General features: G+C 62.5%; 18 protein-coding genes. 7 read left to right on the plus strand and 11 right to left on the minus strand.

Annotated elements, in window-relative coordinates; genetic code table 11:
• Positions 1-46 precede the first annotated feature (46 nt).
• From EKH55_RS03875 to EKH55_RS03890, 4 genes are all read right to left on the minus strand, one after another.
• Positions 47-637, minus strand: a complete 591-nt coding sequence (locus tag EKH55_RS03875) for a glutathione S-transferase (protein ID WP_151611000.1) — start codon at positions 635-637, stop codon at positions 47-49.
• Positions 638-653: 16 nt separating this feature from the next.
• On the minus strand, positions 654-1,271 hold the full coding sequence (locus EKH55_RS03880) for a ribonuclease T2 family protein (protein WP_425353250.1): 618 nt from the start codon (positions 1,269-1,271) through the stop codon (positions 654-656).
• Between the two features lie 74 nt (positions 1,272-1,345).
• Entirely contained in the window at positions 1,346-1,789 is a 444-nt protein-coding gene (locus EKH55_RS03885; protein WP_069460629.1) for a hypothetical protein, read from the minus strand.
• A gap of 51 nt (positions 1,790-1,840) precedes the next feature.
• Positions 1,841-2,710, minus strand: a complete 870-nt coding sequence (locus EKH55_RS03890) for a 23S rRNA (adenine(2030)-N(6))-methyltransferase RlmJ (RefSeq protein WP_151611001.1) — start codon at positions 2,708-2,710, stop codon at positions 1,841-1,843.
• Between the two features lie 68 nt (positions 2,711-2,778).
• Between EKH55_RS03890 and EKH55_RS03895 the strand changes: the two genes are divergently transcribed.
• Positions 2,779-4,911, plus strand: a complete 2,133-nt coding sequence (locus tag EKH55_RS03895) for a molybdopterin-containing oxidoreductase family protein (RefSeq protein ID WP_151611002.1) — start codon at positions 2,779-2,781, stop codon at positions 4,909-4,911.
• Between the two features lie 45 nt (positions 4,912-4,956).
• A complete protein-coding gene (locus EKH55_RS03900) occupies positions 4,957-5,553 on the plus strand; it encodes an NUDIX domain-containing protein (protein ID WP_151611003.1) in 597 nt (198 codons plus the stop codon).
• A gap of 61 nt (positions 5,554-5,614) precedes the next feature.
• On the opposite strand, the gene purN is transcribed toward EKH55_RS03900, so the two are convergent.
• On the minus strand, positions 5,615-6,289 hold the full coding sequence (gene purN / locus EKH55_RS03905; protein ID WP_151611004.1) for a phosphoribosylglycinamide formyltransferase: 675 nt from the start codon (positions 6,287-6,289) through the stop codon (positions 5,615-5,617).
• On the minus strand, positions 6,286-7,356 hold the full coding sequence (purM, locus tag EKH55_RS03910) for a phosphoribosylformylglycinamidine cyclo-ligase (protein ID WP_151611005.1): 1,071 nt from the start codon (positions 7,354-7,356) through the stop codon (positions 6,286-6,288). The genes purN and purM overlap by 4 nt, the downstream gene beginning before the upstream one ends.
• 245 nt (positions 7,357-7,601) lie before the next feature.
• Here purM and EKH55_RS03915 point away from each other — a divergent pair, with 245 nt between their 5' ends.
• From EKH55_RS03915 to ppx, 4 genes are all read left to right on the plus strand, one after another.
• Entirely contained in the window at positions 7,602-8,723 is a 1,122-nt protein-coding gene (locus EKH55_RS03915; protein WP_069460850.1) for an AI-2E family transporter, read from the plus strand.
• Positions 8,724-8,745: 22 nt separating this feature from the next.
• The gene (hdaA, locus tag EKH55_RS03920) at positions 8,746-9,435 is read left to right on the plus strand and encodes a DnaA regulatory inactivator HdaA (RefSeq protein WP_069460635.1); all 690 of its coding nucleotides are present in this window, start codon (positions 8,746-8,748) and stop codon (positions 9,433-9,435) included.
• A gap of 106 nt (positions 9,436-9,541) precedes the next feature.
• The gene (locus EKH55_RS03925) at positions 9,542-11,704 is read left to right on the plus strand and encodes an RNA degradosome polyphosphate kinase (protein ID WP_225190759.1); all 2,163 of its coding nucleotides are present in this window, start codon (positions 9,542-9,544) and stop codon (positions 11,702-11,704) included.
• An 11-nt stretch (positions 11,705-11,715) separates the two neighbouring features.
• Complete coding sequence (ppx, locus tag EKH55_RS03930; protein WP_069460637.1) at positions 11,716-13,239, plus strand: exopolyphosphatase; 1,524 nt, start codon at positions 11,716-11,718, stop codon at positions 13,237-13,239.
• A 66-nt stretch (positions 13,240-13,305) separates the two neighbouring features.
• On the opposite strand, the gene EKH55_RS03935 is transcribed toward ppx, so the two are convergent.
• The 4 genes from EKH55_RS03935 to EKH55_RS03950 form a co-directional block, all read right to left on the minus strand.
• Entirely contained in the window at positions 13,306-14,388 is a 1,083-nt protein-coding gene (locus tag EKH55_RS03935; protein WP_069460638.1) for an adenylate/guanylate cyclase domain-containing protein, read from the minus strand.
• Between the two features lie 245 nt (positions 14,389-14,633).
• On the minus strand, positions 14,634-15,785 hold the full coding sequence (rnd, locus tag EKH55_RS03940; RefSeq protein ID WP_069460639.1) for a ribonuclease D: 1,152 nt from the start codon (positions 15,783-15,785) through the stop codon (positions 14,634-14,636).
• Between the two features lie 80 nt (positions 15,786-15,865).
• Positions 15,866-17,266, minus strand: a complete 1,401-nt coding sequence (locus EKH55_RS03945) for a multicopper oxidase family protein (RefSeq protein ID WP_069460640.1) — start codon at positions 17,264-17,266, stop codon at positions 15,866-15,868.
• A gap of 116 nt (positions 17,267-17,382) precedes the next feature.
• Positions 17,383-18,618, minus strand: a complete 1,236-nt coding sequence (locus EKH55_RS03950) for an MFS transporter (RefSeq protein WP_069460641.1) — start codon at positions 18,616-18,618, stop codon at positions 17,383-17,385.
• A 291-nt stretch (positions 18,619-18,909) separates the two neighbouring features.
• On the opposite strand from EKH55_RS03950, the gene aspS reads away from it, so the two are divergent.
• Positions 18,910-20,697, plus strand: a complete 1,788-nt coding sequence (gene aspS, locus EKH55_RS03955) for an aspartate--tRNA ligase (protein WP_069460642.1) — start codon at positions 18,910-18,912, stop codon at positions 20,695-20,697.
• A 69-nt stretch (positions 20,698-20,766) separates the two neighbouring features.
• Here the strand turns inward: aspS and EKH55_RS03960 are convergent, their stop codons facing one another.
• Positions 20,767-22,092, minus strand: a complete 1,326-nt coding sequence (locus EKH55_RS03960; protein WP_151611006.1) for an extracellular solute-binding protein — start codon at positions 22,090-22,092, stop codon at positions 20,767-20,769.
• Positions 22,093-22,119 lie beyond the last annotated feature (27 nt).

A 22,119-nucleotide genomic window follows, 5' to 3' on the forward strand; every position in this document is an offset into this window, starting at 1 on the left:
AGAAAGGCCGGGGTAACCCGGCCTTTTTAGCATGCGACCTATTCTGTCAGGCCTTGAATTTCGAATAGTCGGGGAAGTGCTTCTCGAATTTGGCGGGCCATTTTTCGAGTTTGCGCCGGCCTTTCTGCCACTCGCCGGTGAAGCGCAGCTCGATGTAGCGCAGCATGGCGGCGAGAGCGAAGTGGCCGGCATGCAGTTTGCCGCCGGTCTTCGGCAGATTGGCCTCGAGGGTGTCGAGGCCGCGCTCCACCTTTTCCCACTGCCGGTCGATCCAGGGCTGATGCACCTTTTCCGGCGGATGCGAGCGCTTTTCGTAGACGATGGCGAGCAGGCTGTCGCAGATGCCGTCACAAAGCGCTTCCAGCACTTCCACCTCCGTGCGTTTTGCGGGCTTCTTGGGGTAGAGCTTGCCTTTGGTCTCTCGGTCGATGAAGTGCATGATCGCGCGGCTGTCGTAAATCGCCTGGCCATCCGCGTCGACCAGGGTCGGAATCTTGCCGAGCGGATTGTTCGCAACGAGTTCCGGCGCATTGGCGTTGGTGTCCGTCAAGACGCTTTCCGCGGCCAGGCCGACGTGATGGGCCGCCATGCGGACCTTGTTCGAATAGGGGGAGGCGGGGGAGTAAAAGATCTTCATACGGCGTCTTTCTGTTTCATTGGGCGGAAGGCAGGACGACCGCGCTTCTTCTGCAGGCACGGCTATCCACTCCCGGGCAAGTCCTGAAGTTCAGCTCCTTGTCGAAGCAAATCCTGACCTCGTCGAGAAGCCGGCCCTCGCAGGTAACGGCGATCATCTGCTGCGTCATCCCCGGGTTTTTCTTTACAAAAGCCGATTCGATCGACGAGACGGACAGATTGCGCGATTGACCTGTGCTCAGAAGGTCGGGGGGAATGGTGAGCCTTTCGCGAGCCATCCGTGTGACGGCGAAATAATCGGCCTGGCCGAGCCCGGAGCAGGTGCCGTGCTTGCGCCACTGATGGCCGATCAGGCCCATGGACGGGATGAGATCGAGATATTGCCGTCCGAGCGCCTCGGGCACGCGCCGCGGCGCCTGGCTTGGACAATTTTCCGGATAGTCGCGTTCGTATTGCGGCCACAGGCCATGGACGACAAGGCCCCGCCGCCGGCCACCGGTTTCGCATTGATCCGTCTTTCCCTGCGGGTCGTTGGCCTTGCACCAGCTCGGCGACCAGGAAAGTGACAGCACGTAGAAGTCAAAGCCCGTGCCGACTGGAATTGCTTCGGTATTCGCTGCAGGTGACGCCGCCATGCTGCCGTCGTCGCCGCTGCAGCCGGCGATCGCGAAGAGTGCGACGAACGCCGGCAAGAGCCTTTCTGCCGCGATCAACGCAACGAAGCGCAATGGGCGCCGTAGACATACCAAGGATCGAGCCCGCCAATGCAGAACTCGACATTGGAGCCGACGCCGGCAAAGCCCCATGGCCGCTCGATTACATACCACATTGAGCGGCGCAAGCCGTCGGTGGTAACCGCCGTTCCGTAGCAATATTCGCGCTCCACCAGATGGGTGTAATCACGCGGCTCGTACCGCGTGAGACCCATGTCGCGGATCTCGGAAATGGCGATATTCGCGTGGAGATAGTTTGCGGCCTTGTAGTCGAAGCGCCGGGTAATGAAGCCGAGAACGGAGGGATCGCCGCAAGCGCCGATATCGTAAGTCGGCTTGACGACGGGCGCCTCGGCAAAATCGGCAGCGGCGGCATGACCGACTGCTCCGGCGGCAATGGAAAGCGAGGTGAGAAGCATTGCGGCAAGCTTGCAAGTCATGGCTACCTCCCTGAATCACATGGAGAGATTGCGGCCGGCGGCTTGTCTCCGTCAAGTCCCTCGGTTGAGTGGCGTTTCCCCGCGCAGCCAGAAGCAGCGTGCCGAAGCGAACCGATCCTGTGTAAGATGCGCTTTCAGGAAGGGCAGCAGAATGTCGAGTTCGCCCTTGAGCGTGTAGGGCGGATTGACGATGACGAGACCCGATCCGGCGAGCCCCGTCGTGTTCCGGTCGCTTCGGACCGAGAGTTCGGCGACAAGCATTTTCGGGATGTCGAGCGCCTTCAATGCCTCATGAAATTCCTTGATCGGCGCGCCTTTCTTCAGCGGGTACCAGAGGCAGTAGATGCCTCCCGGGAAGCGGCGATAGGCCTTGGCGAGCCCATCGACCAGCCGCTCGTACTCGCCTTCGACCTCGAAGGGCGGATCGACGAGGACGAGACCGCGCTTCTCTTTCGGCGGCAGATGGGCACCGAGCGCTAGCCAGCCGTCGAGCCGCGTGATCCGGCTTTGGAAATCGCCGTCGAACAGCCGGTGCAGCGTTTCATAGTCGTCGGGATGCAATTCCATCGCCGAAAGCCTGTCCTTCGGGCGAAAGAGCATGCGCACGAGCTTCGGCGAACCGGGATAATGGGTGAGCCCGCCTTCCGGATTGAGGTCGCGCACGACCGAGAGGTAGGGCTCCAGGATAGCCGCGACCGTGGCGGGGAGTTCGGCATCGATCAACCGCCCGATGCCCTCGCGCCATTCGCCCGTCTTTTGCGCTTCCTCGCTCGAAAGATCGTAGAGTCCGATGCCGGCATGGGTGTCGAGCACCCGGAAGGCCTTGTCCTTCTGCTTCAGATAGGTGACGAGCCGCGCCAGCACCGCGTGCTTCAGGACATCGGCGAAATTGCCAGCATGGTAGATGTGCCGATAGTTCATGAGAGCCGCCGATGGCTACGATCAAATGTTTCGATGAATGGCGAAAGAGGCTTTGAGCGCCCGGACCCATGCCATATAGAAAAGCCATGAACGTTGCGACCCCCATCAACCCACAAAAATCCGTCCGCCATTCGGTCTGCCCCCACGATTGTCCCTCGGCCTGCGCGCTGGAAGTGGACCTGAGCGCCGACGGACGGATCGGGCGGCTGCGCGGTGCCGCCGACAACAGTTATACGGCCGGTGTTATCTGCGCCAAGGTGGCGCGCTACAGCGAGCGCATCTACCATCCCGGCCGGCTGATGGTGCCGCAGCGCCGCATCGGCGCCATAGGCGAGGGCAAGTGGCAGGAAATCTCGTGGGAAGCCGCCCTCGACGAGATCGCCGATGAGTTCGTAAAGGCCGAGCAGAGGTACGGCGCGGAAGCGGTCTGGCCCTATTTCTATGCCGGAACCATGGGGCAGGTCCAGCGCGACTCGATCGAGCGGCTACGTCACGCGAAGCGCTATTCGGGCTTCTTCGGCTCGATCTGTACCAACATGGCCTGGACAGGCTTCACCATGGCGACCGGAGCCCTGCGAGGTCCCGACCCGCGCGAAATGGCCAAGTCCGATTGCGTGGTGATCTGGGGCACCAATGCGGTGGCGACACAGGTCAATGTGATGACGCATGCCGTCAAGGCGCGGAAGGAGCGCGGCGCAAAGATCGTCGTCATCGACATCTACGACAATCCGACGATGAAGCAGGCCGATATGGGCATCGTGCTGGAACCGGGCACTGACGCTGCACTTGCCTGCGCCGTCATGCACGTGGCCTTCCGCGACGGCTATGCCGATCGGGCCTACATGGCGCAGTTCGCCGACGATCCCGCGGGTCTTGAGGCGCATCTTGAGACGCGAGGGCCGAAATGGGCATCCGGCATCACCGGCCTGTCGGTCGAGGAGATCGAGGCCTTCGCGAAGCTTGTCGGAACGACGCCGAGATCCTATTTTCGCCTCGGCTACGGCTTCACCCGACAGCGCAACGGCTCCGTCGCAATCCATGCGGCCGCCTCGGTCGCGACCGTGCTCGGCTCCTGGAAGCACGAGGGCGGCGGCGCTTTCCATTCGAACAACGACATCTTCAAGCTGGACAAGCGCGAACTTGTCGGCACGGCACTCAACGATCCCGACGTGCGCATGCTCGACCAGTCGCAGATCGGCCGCGTGCTGACGGGCGACGCAGAGGCGTTGCGCCGCCGCGGGCCAGTGACGGCGTTGCTCATCCAGAACACCAATCCGGTGAACGTCGCGCCGGAGCAGCGGCTGGTGAAGCGAGGCTTCCTGCGTAACGACCTGTTCGTCGCCGTGCACGAGCAGTTCATGACCGATACGGCGCAACTGGCCGACATCGTGCTGCCCGCGACCATGTTCCTGGAACACGACGACCTCTATCGTGGCGGCGGTCACCAGCACATCCTGATCGGTCCGAAACTGGTCGAGCCGCCGCCGACGGTGCGCACCAATCTCTTCGTTATCGAGGAACTGGCAAGGCGCCTCGGCGTCGACGACCGCCCCGGCTTCGGCATGTCGGAGCGGCAGCATATCGATCGGCTGCTCGCCAATTACGGGATCGGCTACGAGGAGATGAAAGCGAGGAAATGGCTCGATTGCCAGCCGCCCTTCGACGACGCGCATTTCCTGCACGGCTTCGGGCATCCGGATGGGAAGTTCCGCTTCAAGGCGGACTGGACGGGCACGCCCGCGCCGAACCGGCCGCCGAAATCCATGGGCCCACAGGGCCCGTTCGGCCAATTGCCGCAGTTTCCGGATCAGGTAGATCTGATCGAAATCGCCGACGCGCGCCATCCATTCCGGCTCGCGACCTCGCCGGCCCGCTCATTCCTGAACTCGACCTTCGCGGAAACGCCGTCCTCGATTGCCAAGGAAGGGCGGCCGGAGGTGATGATCCATGGCGGGGATGCCGCCGACCTCGGCATCGGCGATGGTGATATCGTCACGCTCGGCAACGAGCGCGGCGAAATCCGCCTGCATGCCAGGATCGGCGGCGGCGCGCGCCGCGGCGTCGTCATCGCCGAGGGGCTCTGGCCAAACGGCGCCCATCTCGACGGCGAGGGGATCAACGTGTTGACCGGCGCCGACGCGGTCGCGCCCTATGGCGGCGCGGCCTTTCACGACAATCGGGTCTGGTTGCGCCCGGCCTGAACAATATCGGGCCGAACAAGAGCCCGCTTCCGAAGAAGGACAGTCATGAAGGAACATTCCGACTCACGCGTCCGGATCATCGACCGGCGGCCGCTCTGGAACGGCTTCATCAGCCTTGAGCAGGTCACGCTAGAGCAGCAGATGTCCGATGGGACCACTGCGCGTCTTGTGCGCGAGGTGCATGACCACGGCCGTGCGGCGACAATCCTGCTTTTCGACCCGGAGCGGCAGGTGGTGGTGCTCGTGCGTCAACTTCGCATTCCAGTCTTCATGCAAGGCGAGTCGGCCTATCTGATCGAAACGCCGGCTGGCCTTCTCGATGGTGAGGAGCCGGAGGTGGCGATCTGCCGCGAGGCCATGGAAGAGACCGGTTACTGCATCGAAAGCGCCATGCATCTCTTCGACGCCTATATGAGTCCCGGCTCCATAACAGAGCGGACGAGCTTCTTCCTCGGCCGTATCGACACATCCCGGAAAGTGGCGGCAGGCGGAGGGCTTGCGCATGAGGGTGAGGACATCGAGGTCCTGGAAGTCCCTTTCGAAGAGGCCGTCCGGATGATCGGCAGCGGCGAGATCTGCGACGCCAAGACCATCATGCTTCTGCAATGGGCAATGTTGAACGGCGCAGCCCTGTCGGAATGAACGCCTAAAGAGCATACCTCGCCGGGAATTCACTGCCCGGCAGGGCAAAGGGGGTGTTTCGCTACCGCTCGAGCTGAACGGCAGGAGAAATCAGCGCGCCCGTTGCTTCGCTGGGGGCATGGCTGACGGCACAGCCATTCTTCATCTCGACCGTGCCTTCCGCAACCAGCCTCAAGGCCAGTGGATAGATCTGATGCTCGACGGTCAGGACGCGGGAGGCAAGGGTCTCGGGCGTGTCGTCGGCAAGGATCGGAACGGCGGCTTGGGCGATGATCGGGCCGTCATCCATGGCCTCGGTCACGAAATGGACCGTGCAGCCCGCAATCTTCATCCCCGCGTCGATCGCGCGCTGATGCGTATGGAGCCCCGGGAAAAGCGGCAGGAGCGAGGGGTGGATGTTGAGGATTTTGCCTTCATGGCGATGGATGAAGGCCGCCGAAAGCATCCGCATATAGCCGGCAAGGCAGATGACATCCGGCTGCAGCCGATCGAGTTCGGCAAGGATCGCCGCCTCATGTGCCTCCTTGCTGGAGAAGTCCTGTCGGACGAAGGTGGAGGTCCGGATGCCGAGTGCCGCCGCTTTGGCCAGCCCCCCTGCCTCCGCCTTGTCCGATATGACGGCGATGATCTCGGCCGGGAAATCGGGCTCGGCCGCGGCCGTCGCCAGCGACAGCATGTTCGAGCCCCCGCCGGAGATGAAGACAACGGCCTTTTTCTTGGCTGCGGATGGGCTCATAGGGCGAGATTGCCCTTGTAGATCGTGCCGGCGGCGCCTTCCTCGCGCGCGACCATGCGGCCGAGCGTGAAGACCGTTTCGCCTTCGCCGGTGAGCACTGCCGCGACACGGTCGGCTTCCGCCGCCGAGACGACGGCGATCATGCCGACGCCGCAATTGAAGGTACGCAGCATCTCGTTGGCGGCGACGCCGCCGGTCTTGGCGAGCCAGGAGAAGACGGCCGGCGGCTTGACGGCGTCGAGATCGATCTCGGCCGCGAGGTGTTTCGGCAGCACGCGCGGAATGTTTTCCGGAAAGCCGCCGCCGGTGATGTGGGCCAGCGCCTTGATCGCGCCGGTATCGCGGATCGCGCTGAGGAGCGGCTTTACGTAGATACGCGTCGGCGTCATCAGCAGGTCGGCGAGCGTACCCGCGCCGAAGGGCGCCGGCGCGTTCCAGGCGAGGCCCGAGAGCGACACGATCTTGCGCACCAGCGAGTAGCCGTTCGAGTGTACGCCGGAGGAGGAAAGCCCGAGGATGACATCGCCTTCGGCAATGTCGCCCGCCGGGAGAAGCTGCCCGCGCTCGGCGGCACCGACGGCGAAACCGGCAAGGTCGTAGTCGCCGCCGGAATACATGCCCGGCATTTCGGCCGTTTCCCCGCCGATCAGCGCACAGCCTGCCTCGCGGCAGCCGACGGCAATGCCGGCGACGATCGCCGCGCCCTGGTCCGGATCGAGCTTGCCGGTGGCGAAATAGTCGAGGAAGAACAGCGGTTCTGCACCTTGTACCACGAGGTCGTTGACGCACATGGCGACGAGGTCGATGCCGACGGTGTCGTGCTTGTCGGCGTCGATGGCGATCTTGAGCTTGGTCCCGACGCCGTCATTAGCCGCGACTAGGACCGGATCGTTAAAGCCGGCGGCCTTGAGATCGAAGAGCCCGCCGAACCCGCCGATTTCGCCGTCGGCACCCGGCCGCCGGGTCGAGCGCACATGCGGCTTGATTTTCTCGACCATCAGGTTGCCGGCATCGATATCCACCCCCGCGTCGCTATAGGTGAGGCCGTTCTTTCCCGACTGGCTCATGCTCGTTCTCCAAGGCTCGTCGCATTTTGCGGATGCGATTGGCACGGTCGGTCGAGGAGTGCAAGCGCAGAGGCCCACGGGAGCAGTGTTTTTTCACCTTTTTGCCGATCCCTCAACGGATTGAAGGGCGAGAGAGGCGAAACGGCGGGGCCCGGAGGATGCCGGACTTGACCTTGGCGTGCGCAGACCCCTATCTCGTCCTACGTCAAGGCGCGACATGTGCCGGAGGCGCGATGGGGAATATCATGATCAACCGAGTGAGCGGTTTGGGACTGCGGCGCCAGCTTTTCTTCTGGTTGCTCGTGCTCTCCGCGTTCATCCTCTTCCTGATGCTATTCAGGTCTATCCTGCTACCATTCCTCGCCGGCATGGCGCTCGCCTATTTTCTCGATCCGGTGGCGGATGGTTTGGAGCGCCTGGGCCTCAGCCGGCTGATGGCGACGATCGTCATCCTGGTGACCTTTATCTTCATCTTCGCGCTGTCGCTGATGATCATCATCCCGCTGATCTTCACGCAGGCCGCCGATTTCATCCAGAAGATGCCCGGCTATATCTCAAGGCTGCAGGATTTCCTGACAGACTCGCAGTCGACGCTGCTCCCGGACTGGCTCGCCGACGAGATGACGGTGATCAAGCAGAATTCGGCCAAGCTTCTGGAGCAGGGCGCAAGTTTCCTCGGCACGCTGTTCCAGCAGATCTGGAACTCCGGCATGGCGCTTTTGGACATCCTCTCGCTCTTCGTCATTACGCCGGTCGTCGCCTTTTACCTGCTGCTCGACTGGGACCGGATGATCGAGACCGTGGACAGCTGGATACCGCGCGACCATGTCGAGGTCGTCCGCCAGATCGCCCGTGACATGAACACGACGATTGCCGGTTTCGTTCGCGGGCAGGGATCGCTATGCGTCATCCTCGGCCTCTATTATGCCATCGGGCTTTCGCTGGTCGGGCTCAATTTCGGCATGCTGATAGGCCTCTTTGCCGGCATGATCAGTTTCATCCCCTATGTCGGGTCGCTGGTCGGCCTGGTGCTCGCCGTCGGCGTGGCGCTCGTCCAGTTCTGGCCGAACTATTTCTGGATCGTGCTCGTCCTTGTCATTTTCTTCACCGGTCAGTTCCTTGAAGGCAACATTCTCCAGCCGAAGCTGGTCGGCAAGAGCGTCGGTCTCCATCCCGTCTGGCTGATGTTCGCCCTGCTGGCCTTCGGCGCGCTGTTCGGCTTCGTCGGCCTGCTGGTGGCGGTGCCGGCCGCCGCCGCAATCGGCGTCCTTGTTCGCTTCGGAATCCAGCGATACCTTGAAAGCGACCTCTATCACGGGCATAGAACGGCCGCGAACCAGCCGTCGGAGGGCGAGGAGCCCCGCTGACGAAATTGTCCTGGGCCAGAGCATGACGAAACGTCCCTACGAACAACTGCCGCTCGTCTTCAGACACGATCCGGCCTCGGGCAGAGAAGATCTGCTCGTTTCCGACCGTTTGAGCGCGGCCATCGCCATCATCGATCATTGGCCCGACTGGCCGTCGCCTGTCGTCATCATCGCCGGACCGGTCGGTTCCGGGAAGTCGCATCTTGCCAGCATCTGGCGGCAGATGACGGGCGCCGAGGTGATCCACCCGACCGCGGGCTCGAATGCCGCCGACATCGCCTCCGCAGGTCCGGTCCTCTTCGAGGATGTCGATCGGCAGGGATTCGACGACACGGCGCTTTTCCACGTCATCAACAGCGTTCGCCAGAACGGCACGGGCCTTTTGATGACCTCGCGCCTGTGGCCGATGTCCTGGCCCGTGACGCTTCCGGATCTGCGGTCCCGTCTCAAAGCCGCCACGGTCGTCGAGATCGGCGAGCCGGACGACGAATTACTGACGCAGGTGCTCTTCAAGCTTTTTGCCGACCGACAGCTCCTCGTCGATGAGCGCCTCGTCGCCTACATCGTCAATCGGATGGAGCGCTCGCTGGCGACGGCACAGCTCGTCGTCGAACGGCTCGACCATTTGGCACTCTCGCGCGGCACGCGGCTGACCCGCGCGCTGGCGGCGGAAGTCTTGGATGAACTGGCAAATGCCCGCTGCGCCGATTGACTGTCACAGTTCCGTCGTCAAACTGAGATAGCCCGTTCATGCGGAGCAATGGGATTCGATAGGCATGGATAGCGCGACGTCTGCAATAACCGAAAAAAGGGTGGCTATGGAACAGAAGGCGCCGCCCGAGGCTGTCGACCTGTCCACGAGCCCGGAGCGCTTCGTCAATCGCGAATTTTCCTGGCTGCAGTTCAACCGCCGCGTTCTCGAGGAGACGCTGAACACGGCGCATCCGCTCCTTGAACGCGTCCGCTTCCTCTCCATCTCGGCCGCCAACCTCGACGAATTCTTCATGGTGCGCGTCGCCGGCCTCGAGGGCCAGGTCCGTTCGGGCGTTTCGCTGCGCAGCCCCGACGGCAAGACGCCGGCCGAACAGCTCGAGGATATCTTGAAGGAGATCGACAATCTGCAGATGGAGCAGCAGGCATCGCTTGCGGTTCTGCAGCAATATCTCGCCAAGGAAGATATCCTCATCGTCCGCCCGGCCGCCTTATCCGCCCAGGACAGGAGCTGGCTCGCCAACGAATTCGACCAATCGATCTTCCCGGTCCTAACGCCGCTTTCGATCGATCCGGCGCACCCGTTCCCCTTCATTCCGAATCTCGGTTTCTCGATCGGCCTCCAACTCGTCAGCAAGACCGGCCGCGAGCCGATGACGGCGCTCTTACGCCTGCCAGTTGCCCTCGATCGCTTCGTCCGGTTGCCCGACGTCAAGAACGTCATCCGCTACATCACGCTGGAAGACGTCGTAGGCCAGTTCATCGATCGTCTGTTCCCGGGCTACGAAGTCCAGGGCTCGGGAACGTTCCGCATCATCCGCGACAGCGATATCGAAGTCGAGGAAGAGGCCGAAGACCTTGTCCGCCTGTTCGAGACGGCACTGAAGCGCCGCCGCCGCGGTTCCGTGATCCGCATCGAAACCGATTCCGAAATGCCGGCCTCGCTGCGCCAGTTCGTCGTGCATGAACTCGGCGTGCCCGACAATCGCGTCGCCGTCCTGCCGGGGCTGCTGGCACTCAACACCTTTTCCGAAATCACCAAGGCGCCGCGCGAGGACTTGCGTTTCGAGCCCTACAACCCGCGCTTCCCGGAACGCGTCCGCGAACATGGTGGGGATTGCTTCGCAGCGATTCGCGAGAAGGACATGGTGGTCCACCATCCTTACGAGTCCTTCGACGTCGTGGTGCAGTTCCTGCTGCAGGCAGCGCGCGATCCGGACGTGCTCGCCATCAAGCAGACCCTTTACCGCACCTCGAACGACAGTCCGATCGTGCGCGCGCTGATCGACGCGGCGGATGCGGGCAAGTCGGTGACGGCGCTGGTCGAGCTCAAGGCCCGCTTCGACGAGGAGGCGAACATCCGCTGGGCGCGCGACCTCGAGCGCGCGGGCGTCCAGGTCGTCTTCGGCTTCATCGAGCTCAAGACGCATGCGAAAATGTCCATGGTCGTGCGCCGGGAGGAGGGCAAGCTCCGGACCTATTGCCACCTCGGAACCGGCAACTACCATCCTGTGACCGCAAAGATCTATACGGACCTGTCGTTCTTCACCTGTAACGCCGTGATCGCCCACGACATGGCGAACATCTTCAATTTCATCACCGGCTATGGCGAACCGGAGGCGGGCATGAAGCTCGCGGTGTCGCCGCACACGCTGCGCCCGCGCATCCTCCAGCATATCGACGAGGAGATCGCGCATGTGGAGGCCGGTCGGCCGGCGGCGATCTGGATGAAGATGAACTCGCTTGTCGACCCGGAGATTATCGACGCGCTCTACAGGGCAAGCCGCGCCGGCGTCGAGGTCGATCTCGTCGTGCGCGGCATCTGCTGCCTGCGTCCGCAGGTGCCGGGCCTCTCCGACAATATTCGTGTCAAGTCCATCGTCGGCCGTTTCCTCGAGCATTCCCGCATTTTCTGCTTCGGCAACGGCCATGGGCTTCCCTCAGAAAATGCGCTTGTCTATATCGGTTCGGCGGATATGATGCCGCGCAATCTGGACCGGCGGGTCGAGACGCTCGTGCCTCTCATCAACCGGACTGTGCACGAACAGGTTCTTTCGCAGATCATGCTGGGCAATCTCATCGACAACCAGCAGAGCTACGAGATTCTTCCGGACGGCACGTCGCGCCGCATGGAAGTCGGCAAGGATGCCGAGCCGTTCAACGCGCAGCATTATTTTATGACCAATCCCAGTCTTTCGGGCCGGGGTGAGGCCCTGAAGTCCAGTGCACCGAAGCTGATTGCCGGCTGGAAAAGCGGTTGGCGCAAGTAAACTGGAATTAAATGGTCGAGTCTGAAGCGCAGGGGCGTCTGCCCGGCATCCGCCCGGTTTCCGTTGTGGACATCGGCTCCAACTCCATTCGTCTGGTCATCTATGAGGGTCTGAGCCGCGCACCGGCGGTGCTGTTCAATGAAAAAGTGATGTGCGGTCTCGGCAAGGGCATCGACGCGACCGGCCGCATGGAGGAGGACAGCGTTGAACGGGCGCTGAAGGCGCTGCAACGCTTTCGCGCACTGTCGGATCAGGCGCGCGCCACCAGCATGTTCGTGCTGGCCACGGCCGCCGCCCGTGAGGCGTCGAACGGCCCCCCCTTCATCGAGAAGGCCGAAGCCATTCTCGGGCAGAAGGTACGAATCCTGACCGGAGAAGAGGAAGCCTATTTCTCCGCCATGGGCGTCCTCAGCGGATACCACGATCCCGATGGCATCGTTGGCGACCTCGGCGGTGGTTCGCTCGAGTTTGTCGATATCAGGGGCAAGGAGATCGGCAAGGGCATAACGCTACCGCTCGGAGGCATTCGTCTGTTCGAACACTCCGGCGGCTCACTGCCGAAAGCGAGGACTTGGGTTCGCAAGTTCATGAAGGAAGCGGAGGTCCTGAAGAAGGGGGCTGCGCGCACCTTCTACGCCGTCGGCGGCACCTGGCGTGCGATCGCCAAGCTTCACATGGAAATGCGCGACTATCCGCTCCACATGATGCAGGGCTACGAGATTTCATCGGACGAGGCGATGGCGGTCCTGGCGGAGGTGATCGAGCCGAAGCTCCTCAAGCCATCGGCCTTTTCCACGATTTCCAAGAGCCGCCGCAGCCTGCTGCCCTTCGGGGCGGTGACGATGCAGGAGGCAATTTCAAACATGAAGCCCGAACGCATCTCGTTTTCCGCCCTTGGCGTGCGCGAAGGCTATCTTTTCTCGCTGTTGTCGGAGGCGGAGCGCTCGCAGGATCCGTTGCTCACAGCCGCCGACGAGCTTGCGATATTGAGGGCTCGTTCGCCCGAACATGCGCGCGAGCTTGCCGAATGGACCGGCCGCATGGTGCCGTTCTTCGGCGTCGAGGAAACGCAGGAGGAAAGCCGCTACCGCCGGGCGGCATGCCTGCTGGCGGATATCAGCTGGCGCGCGCATCCCGACTATCGCGGCCTTCAGGCACTCAATGTCATCGCCCACTCGGCCTTTTCCGGCATCAGCCATGCGGGCCGCGCCTACATCGCCCTCGCGAATTACTACAGGCTCGAGGGGCTTAACGACGATGGCGCGACGGGGCCGCTCGCCCGGGTGACGACGCCGCGCCTGCTGGAGCTCGCTAAGCTGCTCGGCGGCCTGTTGCGCGTCGCCTATCTCTTCTCCGCGTCCATGCCCGGCGTTGCCCGTCACCTTACATTGCGGCCGTCGTCCCAGCCCGACACCGACCTCGAATTCGTTGTGCCCGCCGCCTATGCGAACTTCGCGGGCGAGCGGCTGGAAGGCCGTCTGCAGCAACTGGCCAAGCTGACGGGCAAGGGGCTCGCTTTCCGGTTCGAGAGCTGATCAGCGCCCGCGCGTCCCCGCGGGCCCCACGCCCGCTGCTCGGTGCGCTCCTTCCTTCGCATCTCTTCAGGCGCGCAAGGGTCGCTGCGGCGCGTCGAATACCTGCCCGTCTCTTCGTGAGCCGTGGCCTGTCAGCCTGCCCCTGTGAAGCGCGAGCACTCCGAGCCTTTGGCCCCGGCCCTTGATCTCGTGCTCGCCGAGATCCTCCTCGCGGATGAATTCCGGCAGACGAATGCGCCGCAGCAGGTCGGCCGAGATCAGCACCTGCCGGTCGAGCGAGCGGCACAGGCCTTCGAGGCGCGACGTCGTGTTCACCGTATCTCCGAAATAGGTGATCTTGTGCTTGTCGACGCCGATTTCGGCGGCCACGATCGTTCCGCCGTGGATCGCCGCCCGCAGGCGCGGCACCTCACCATAGTCCTTTTTCCAGCGAGCGGCGTCCGCTTCGACCTCGTCCAGGATGTCGAAGATGCAGCGGATACAGGCGGCATCGGCCACGGCGCGGGCGAAGGGCCAACTGATGATCGCGGAATCGCCGACATAATCGTCGATCGTGCCGCGGTAGCGCAGCACCGGATCGGCCATAGTTGCAAACAGTTTCCCCAGAAATTCCTGCGTCTTGAGATCGCCGAAGCGTTCGGCAAAGGAGGTCGAACCGACGAGATCGACGAAAAGAAACACGCGCTCTTCCTGTATCGGCTTACGATAGTGGCCAGTCAGCAGGCTTAAGAAAACATCGCGGCCGAGAAGTTCGCGCACGCGCAGCAGGAAGATGATCGGACCCGATACAACGAGTGCGTAGATGAGCGCATTGAAGGAGGGAACCAGCGCGTCGCTCCAGTCCTGTTGCAGCACGCCGGTCAGTTTCAGCGCCATGCCCGCCGCGGCAAAGCCGAAATTCTCTATTGTGAAATAGACGGCGACCGACGATAGCAAAAAGCCGGGAGTCGGAAGACTGTGGATTTTTCTGTAGAGACGCCGGAAAATGATGCGCCGTTCAAAGGCCAGCACCGGCATGCATATGAAAACGGCATAGGTTGCGCCGATGAGCGCGCCATCTCCATAGACGACCCAGGCGTAGGCCACGCCACTGCCCGCGACGACCAGCAACGCCAGGATGAATTCGAGCGTGGAAAACCTCCAGCGCATGCGTAAGGGCCTCGCAATCGGAGAACGCAGAACAGTCCGGCTCGTCCGAACCTATCCGATCCTCTGCGCTTTACCAGGATCCGTTGATCGATTCCCGTTGGCTATAGCATTTCGTAGTCAGGTGGAATCACCCGGTGTCGCACAAATGCCGCAAAAACAAACAGATAGAGCGGCAGCGACATTTATGTGAGCGCATTCCGCTCTAAAATCGGATTCGGGCGGAAAGTTGTTGTCCGGGCACGCTTTCAATCGCCGATCGTCATCGCCTCGATCTTCTTGTCGACGAAACGCAAGGCAACCTCGCCATTGATGAGCTTCAGCGCCATGTCGCCGAAAAGCTCGCGGCGCCAGCCCTTGAGGGCGGCGACATCGGCCTTCTCGCCGTCTGCGGCGATCCGGTCCAGGTCTTCGCTGTTCGCGATGATCTTGGCCGCAACGCCTTCCTTCTCGGAAATGAGCTTCAGCAGCACCTTCAGCATCTCGCCTGCCGCGCCCGCGCCCTCCGGCGCATGATTCTGTCGCGGCAGCCGAGGCAGTTCGGCCTTGGGAATCGCAAGTGCCTCGTTCACCGCCGCGACGACGGCGGCGCCGGCGCTGGAGCGTTCCCAGCCCTTTGGGACGGTCCGGAGCCGGCCGAGCGCCTCCGCGTCTTTCGGCTGCTGCTGGGCGACTTCGTAAATCGCGTCGTCCTTCAAAATCCGGCCGCGCGGCACGTTGCGCGTGCGTGCCTCGCGTTCGCGCCAGGCGGCCACCCTCTGCAGCACCGCAAGCTCGATCGGCTTTCTCACACGCATCTTCAGGCGCTGCCAGGCGTCGTCCGGATGCAGGTCGTAGGTCCCGCGGTTTTCGAGGATAGCCATTTCCTCTGCCAGCCAGGCGGAGCGCCCTTCACGCTCCAGCTCCTTCTTCAGGTACTGGTAGATGTCTCGGAGATGGGTGACGTCGGCCAGCGCATATTCGAGTTGCTTGTCCGTCAGCGGTCTGCGGCTCCAGTCGGTGAAACGCGAGGATTTGTCTATCTGTTCGTTCTTGATACGGTTGACGAGCTGATCGTAGGAGACGCTATCGCCGAAGCCGCACACCATGGCGGCCACCTGGGTGTCGAACAGGGGATGCGGGATGAGGTCGCCGAGATGATGGATGATTTCGATGTCCTGACGCGCGGCATGGAAGACCTTGACGACGTCTGGATTGGCCATCAGCGCGAAGAAGGGCGCGAGATCGATCCCCGGCGCCATCGGGTCGACGATGACCGCCATCTCGGGGTTGGCCATCTGGATCAGGCAGAGTTCCGGCCAGAAGGTGGTTTCACGCAGGAACTCGGTGTCGATTGTAATATAGCTCGAGCGGGCCAGCGCTTGGCAGGCGGCCTCCAAATCTGCGGTTGTTTGTATCATCGGAATTTTATTCACTGTGGCGAAAATGAGGCTTGTGCACCCCGTGTATCGTTTCGTAGCACCTGTCACAATCGAAAATGTCAGACGACCTTGAAATAACCGGTCATGCCGGTCTTTTGATGTTCGATGATATGGCAATGGATAACCCAGGCGCCGGCATTGTCGGCAACCAGTGCTAATTCCGCCCGCTCATCGGGCAGAAGCAGAATCGTATCCGTTGGCGGCGGCAGGACACGCCGTTTGTTGGAGCGCAGGATACGAAAGCTGAGGCCGTGCAGATGGATCGGATGCGCATGCGGTGTGCGGTTCGCGATTTCGAGCACATAGCTTTCGCCGAGCTTCAATTCCTCGATCGGGGCGATCGGGTCCGGCGTATCTCCGGACCACGGCACCTTGTTGAGCGCCCAGAAAGTGTAGCCGAGGGAACCGCAGATCGAAGGCATGGACTTGTGCTCGGCCGTCGCCGTCAGGTCGATCGGGATGCGCTTTGCCGTCGAAAGGTCCGCTTCGGCGATCGTATTGGCGGGGAGGGGCGTGACGTCGCCGAGGTCGCGTTTCAACGAAGCGCCAACCGAGCGGAAGCCGGCGATCGTCCAAGGCTGCGAGCCGCGGAAATTGCCGAGCGTGACCTCGGCGCCCTCGCTTTCTGGCATGCGCAGGACGAGGTCCAGGCGTTGCCCGGGGCCGAGATCGTAGCGTTGGAGCAGGAACGGGCGCTCGACGGAGTTGCCGTCGAGCGCGATGACTTTTGCATTGGCGCCTTCAAGGCCGAGGGTGTAGATGCGCGTGACGTCGGTTGCGGCGATGCGCACCCGAACGAGGCCGCCGGCGGGCGCGTCGTAGATGGGTTCGCGCTGCCAATTGGCCGTCCGGACCGTGCCGTATGTCCCACCGCGAGCGGCGTCGCGCGGCTTGAAGGGAGCGATGAACTTTCCGCCGGCGCCAAGCCGCCAGTCGCGGAGATTGAGGACGATTTCCCCGTCGAATTCGGGGTCTTCGGGATTCTCGACGACGAGCACGCCGGTCAGCCCCCGGCCCATCTGCGTCAGCGTATTGCAATGGGGGTGATACCAAAAGGTGCCGGCGTCCGGCGGCGTGAAGACGTAGTCGAAGTGGTCGTCCGGATAGACATAGGGCTGCGTCAGTTCCGGCACGCCGTCCATCGCATTGGCAATGCGCAAGCCATGCCAGTGGACGGTCGTCGGTTCGTCGAGCCTGTTGACGAGCCTCGCCGCGAAGGTCTCGCCCTTGCGCATCCGCAAGGTCGGCGGCATGCCTGAATGGGGCGCTTGGCCGAGCGCATAGGTCATGACGGGACTGGTGCCCTCGGCCGCGATCTGCGTCTCTGCCGTTTGCGCGGTCAGCATCTGCCGTTCGGGTGCAGCCCCGGCCCGTGCCGAGAGCCCTGCGCCGAGCGCAAAGGCGCCTCCGATCGCGGCCGAGCCGTGAAGAAAGGAGCGGCGGCTGAGCATCGGCGTCATGGTTTTCTAGATCCCGGATTCTGGACGGGAGGTCGCCTCCCTCACTACTCGATCGCTTCTAAAGCTGATTTTTACTTTCAGCAATTCGCAGCATTTGCACATCTTGACGCAGGCGATCACCGATCGCGTTTCGAGTTGCCGCCGACCAGCTTGTTGAAGAAGGAGGAAGTGCGTAGCAGGTTGCGAAACGGCATCGACCGTTCCTCCGCCGGGACCGGGGCGCGGGCCGTCATGCGTCGGATCGTATAGAGCATGAAGAGGGCGAGGATGCCGGCCGTATAGATAAAGAGTGCCTGGGGCCCGAAAAGATCGAGCAGGAAGGACGCGAAGAGCGGCCCGATGATGGCGCCGAGCGACCAGAAGAAGAGCATGCCGGCGGAAACGAGCGCATGCTGACCTTCTGCCGCGTGGTCGTTCGCATGGGCCGAACAGAGCGAGTAAAGCGGCATGGCGAAGGCGCCGAAGGCGAAGATGCCGGCAAAATTCAGCCACTCGTCGCTGCCGGCGCCGAAGGCGAGGAATAGCCCCGCCAACAGGGAGCCGAACGTGGCGATCAGGATGATCAGACGCCGGTCGAACTGGTCGGAATAGTGCCCGAGCGGATATTGCAATACGACGCCGCCGATGATTCCGGCGCTCATGAACGTGGCGATTGCCGTCACGGAAAGGCCGATCCCCTGCGCATAGATCGGCCCGAGCGAGCGGAAGGCGGCATTGGTGAGCCCGACCACGATGCACCCGATCGTGGCGAGCGGCGAGATGTTCCAGAGCGCCTTGACGTCGAAACGGATAGCTTCTGGCGCGATTGGACTGGAGCGATCGGCAAAAGAGATCGGCACCAGCGAAAGCGTCAGCGCCATGGAAATGATGGCGAAGAGCTCGAAACCGCCGATTCCGACGGCCGGTATCAGGTATTGCGCAGCGGTAACCGAACCGAGGTCGACGACACGATAGATCGACAGCGTACGCGCTCGGTTGGCATTGGTGACGCTGGCATTGAGCCAGCTTTCGACCGTCGCAAAGAGACTTGCGAAGCATATGCCGGCGACGAGCCGCATCAGGAACCAGAACCCCGGCTCGACGACGAGCACCATCGCGATCGCTGCGGCCGAGGCGATCGCCGCCATGGCGGAGAATGTGCGGATATGGCCGATCGAACGCAGGATGCGGGTTACGTAGACGCAGCCGATCGCGAAACCGACATTGTAGCCTGCGCCGATCACGCCGATGAGCGAGGTCGAAAACCCTTCTTCCAGTGCCCGAAGCGAAATGAAAGTGCCCTGCAGCCCGTTGCCGCCGATGAGGATGCCGGCGGTGGCGAGGAGGGGGATGAGCGGACGGATATTTGACATGGGTCGCATCCGGACCTGCAGTCGCGGCTTGAGAGGACGGGAGAGGCTCGGTCTATCTAGCGGTAGCAGGCGCTCGGGGACAGTAGCGATTTGTAGCCTCCCATCCGCTTTGTGTCGGTTCAGGCAGAATCGCGGCGGGAGGGGCACTCGCCGAGCCGATCTTGCCGGGATGGCGTCGCGGCCTTGACAAAAGCGGCGCATCATGCGCTTTTCCGCCCGATTTCGACCAGTGCCGCCGCGCGCCGCCTTTGCGAGCCTCACGCGGTCCTCTGCAATTTCCAGGACTAGACGATGCACCGTTACCGCAGCCACACCTGTGCCGCCCTCCGCAAGTCGGATGTCGGCTCCACCGTTCGCCTCTCCGGCTGGGTTCACCGCGTCCGCGACCATGGCGGCGTGCTCTTCATCGATCTGCGCGACCATTATGGCGTGACCCAGGTCGTCGCCGATCCCGATTCCCCGGCCTTCAAGATGGCGGAGACGGTGCGCGGCGAATGGGTGATCCGCGTCGATGGCACGGTCAAGGCCCGCACCGAGGATACGATCAACAGGAACATGCCGACCGGCGAGATCGAGCTCTATGCCGGCGAGATAGAGGTGTTGTCGGCCGCCAAGGAATTGCCGCTGCCGGTATTCGGCGAGCCGGATTATCCGGAAGACGTGCGCCTTAGGTACCGCTTTCTCGATCTGCGTCGCGAAACGCTGCACAAGAACATCGTCAAGCGCACCGAGATCATCGGTGCCATGCGCCGGCGCATGAACGAGATCGGCTTTACCGAATACACGACACCGATCCTGACCGCTTCCTCGCCTGAGGGCGCGCGCGACTTCCTGGTGCCGAGCCGTCTTCACCCCGGCAGCTTCTACGCGCTGCCGCAGGCGCCGCAGCAGTACAAGCAGCTACTGATGGTCGCCGGCTTCGACCGCTACTTCCAGATCGCCCCCTGTTTCCGCGATGAGGATCCGCGCGCCGACCGCCTGCCCGGCGAATTCTACCAACTCGACCTGGAGATGAGCTTCGTCGAGCAGGAGGACGTCTGGGACACGATGGAGCCGATGATCCGCTCGATCTTCGCGGATTTCGCAGGCGGCAAGCCGGTCACGGAGAAGTTCCCGCGCATCCCCTATGACACGGCGATCCGTAAATACGGCTCCGACAAGCCGGATCTCCGCAACCCGATCGAAATGCAGGAGGTCACCGAACACTTCGCCGGCTCCGGCTTCAAGGTCTTCGCCAATATGATCGCCTCCAACCCGAAGGTGGAGATCTGGGCCATTCCGGCAAAGACCGGCGGCAGCCGCGCCTTCTGCGACCGCATGAACGGCTGGGCGCAGAGCCAGGGCCAGCCAGGCCTCGGCTACATCTTCTGGCGCAAGGAAGGGGAGAAGCTGGAAGGCGCCGGCCCGCTTGCCAAGAATATCGGCGAGGAGCGCACGGACGCGATCCGCACGCAACTCGGGCTTGAGGATGGGGACGCGTGCTTCTTCGTCGCCGGTGAACCCGCCAAGTTCTACAAGTTCGCCGGAGAAGCCCGCAGCCGCGCCGGCGAGGAACTGAACCTCGTCGACCGCGACCGCTTCGAACTGTGCTGGATCGTCGACTTCCCGTTCTATGAATGGAACGAAGACGAAAAGCGCGTCGACTTCGCCCACAATCCTTTCTCTATGCCGCAGGGCGGCCTCGAGGCACTCTCTGGCGACGACCTGCTCTCGATCAAGGCGTTCCAGTACGACATGGTCTGCAACGGCTTTGAAATCGCGTCGGGCTCGATCCGTAACCAGTCGCCGGAGCTCATGGTCAAGGCTTTCGAAAACGTCGGCCTCAGTCAGGCGGATGTCGAAGAGCAGTTCGGCGGCCTCTACCGCGCCTTCCAGTACGGCGCGCCTCCGCATGGCGGCATGGCGTTTGGCATCGACCGCATCGTCATGCTGCTGGTCGGCGCCAAGAACCTGCGCGAAATCTCCCTCTTCCCGATGAACCAGCAGGCGGTCGACCTTCTCATGGGCGCGCCGTCGCCGGCGACGCCCGCGCAATTGCGTGAACTGGCGATCCGGCCGATCCCGCAGAAGAAGGACTGAGTTCCTTCCTTTAAAACAAAAAGGCCCGGCGATCGCCTCGCCGGGCTTTTCTTCGCGGCGCGCGCGTTCTCAGATATTGGCGAGCAACTCGTTGATGCGCGATTCCATGTCTGCCAGGGCCGCGTCGATTTCCTTCTGTCCGGTGATCGCTGCATTCATCTCCTGGCCGATGATGTCTTGAATGGCGAACTGGCGTTGCACGGTCGAGGGGAGCGGCGTGCCGAGCGTTGCGACGGCCGCGATCGTGTCGCGATGCGGCAGCGCCTTGAACTCCTCCGATTCCAGCACCGCCTTCACAGCCGGAAGATGGCCGGTGCGCGACCACTCGAAATCGTTGTCGTTGAAGAACTTCAGGAATTTGCCGATCGCCGCTTCTTCCTCTGGTGTGCGCTGCTTCTGCGAGACGGCCCAGCTGTGCCCGTCCGCATATTGCGCCTTTGTGCCGGGGAAGAGCTGCGGATAGGGATAGACGGCGTAGCCGCCTGCATTGAGCGCCGTTCCTGATGTTTCCGATGAGGCGGTGTAGTCGCCGATCACCCATGTGCCGTTCAAATGAACGCCGCCTTCGCCTGCGAGGAAGGCGTTGATGCCGGCGGCGTAATCCATGTCCTTCGTCGTGTAATCGTTGTCGTAGATCGCTTTGTACATTTCGAGCACGCGTCTTGCTTCCGGCGTATTGAGCTTCACCTGCTCGGGGTCGGCGAAGAAGTCGGAATCCTGCTGGAAGAGATAGGTGTAGAGGTTGCGCGTATAGAGTGCCACCTCATTGGCGAGGTTCTGAACGAAATAGGGTTTGCCGGTTTTCTCCTTGAACTGCTTGGCCTGTGCCATAAGCTCGTCGACGCTGGTCGGCAACTTCGGCGTGCCATCGGCATTGACGAGCCCGGCCTTCTTGAAGAGGTCCATGTTGATGTGGAACAGCATGGTCCAGTTGTCGATCGGCAGGCCATAGATACTACCGTCCTTGGTGACGCCGCTGAGGCTTGCTTCGGTGAAGTCGGAGGGCGCGATGCCGACTGATTTGAGGAGATCATCGAGCGGCATCAAGAGCCCCCTCGACTGGTAGTCTCCGAGTACGGAATGGTGGATGGTGACGATGTCCGGCGGATCGCCGGCCGCAAACTGCGCCGTCAGCTGGTCGTAACCCGGCCATTCGACCGTGGACACGCTTACGTGCACGTCCGGATTGTCGGCATTGAACTTGTTGATCAGCGACGTGATGATGCCGCATTCTCCGACGGCCTTGCTGACGTCGGTGTTGGTGCCGAACTCCGCGTCGCAGGCGCCGAAAAAGCGTTGCACGGTGAGCTCCGTTGCCGCAAGGGTAGGCGTCGCCGTTGCCAAGGCAAACGCAGAGGCGGCTGCCAGCATGTATTTGCGCAGGGTAAGCGTCATTTCCATCTCCTCCTCATCGGGTCGTCG

This window comes from Sinorhizobium alkalisoli, assembly GCF_008932245.1.
Classification (GTDB): Bacteria; Pseudomonadota; Alphaproteobacteria; order Rhizobiales; family Rhizobiaceae; genus Sinorhizobium; species Sinorhizobium alkalisoli.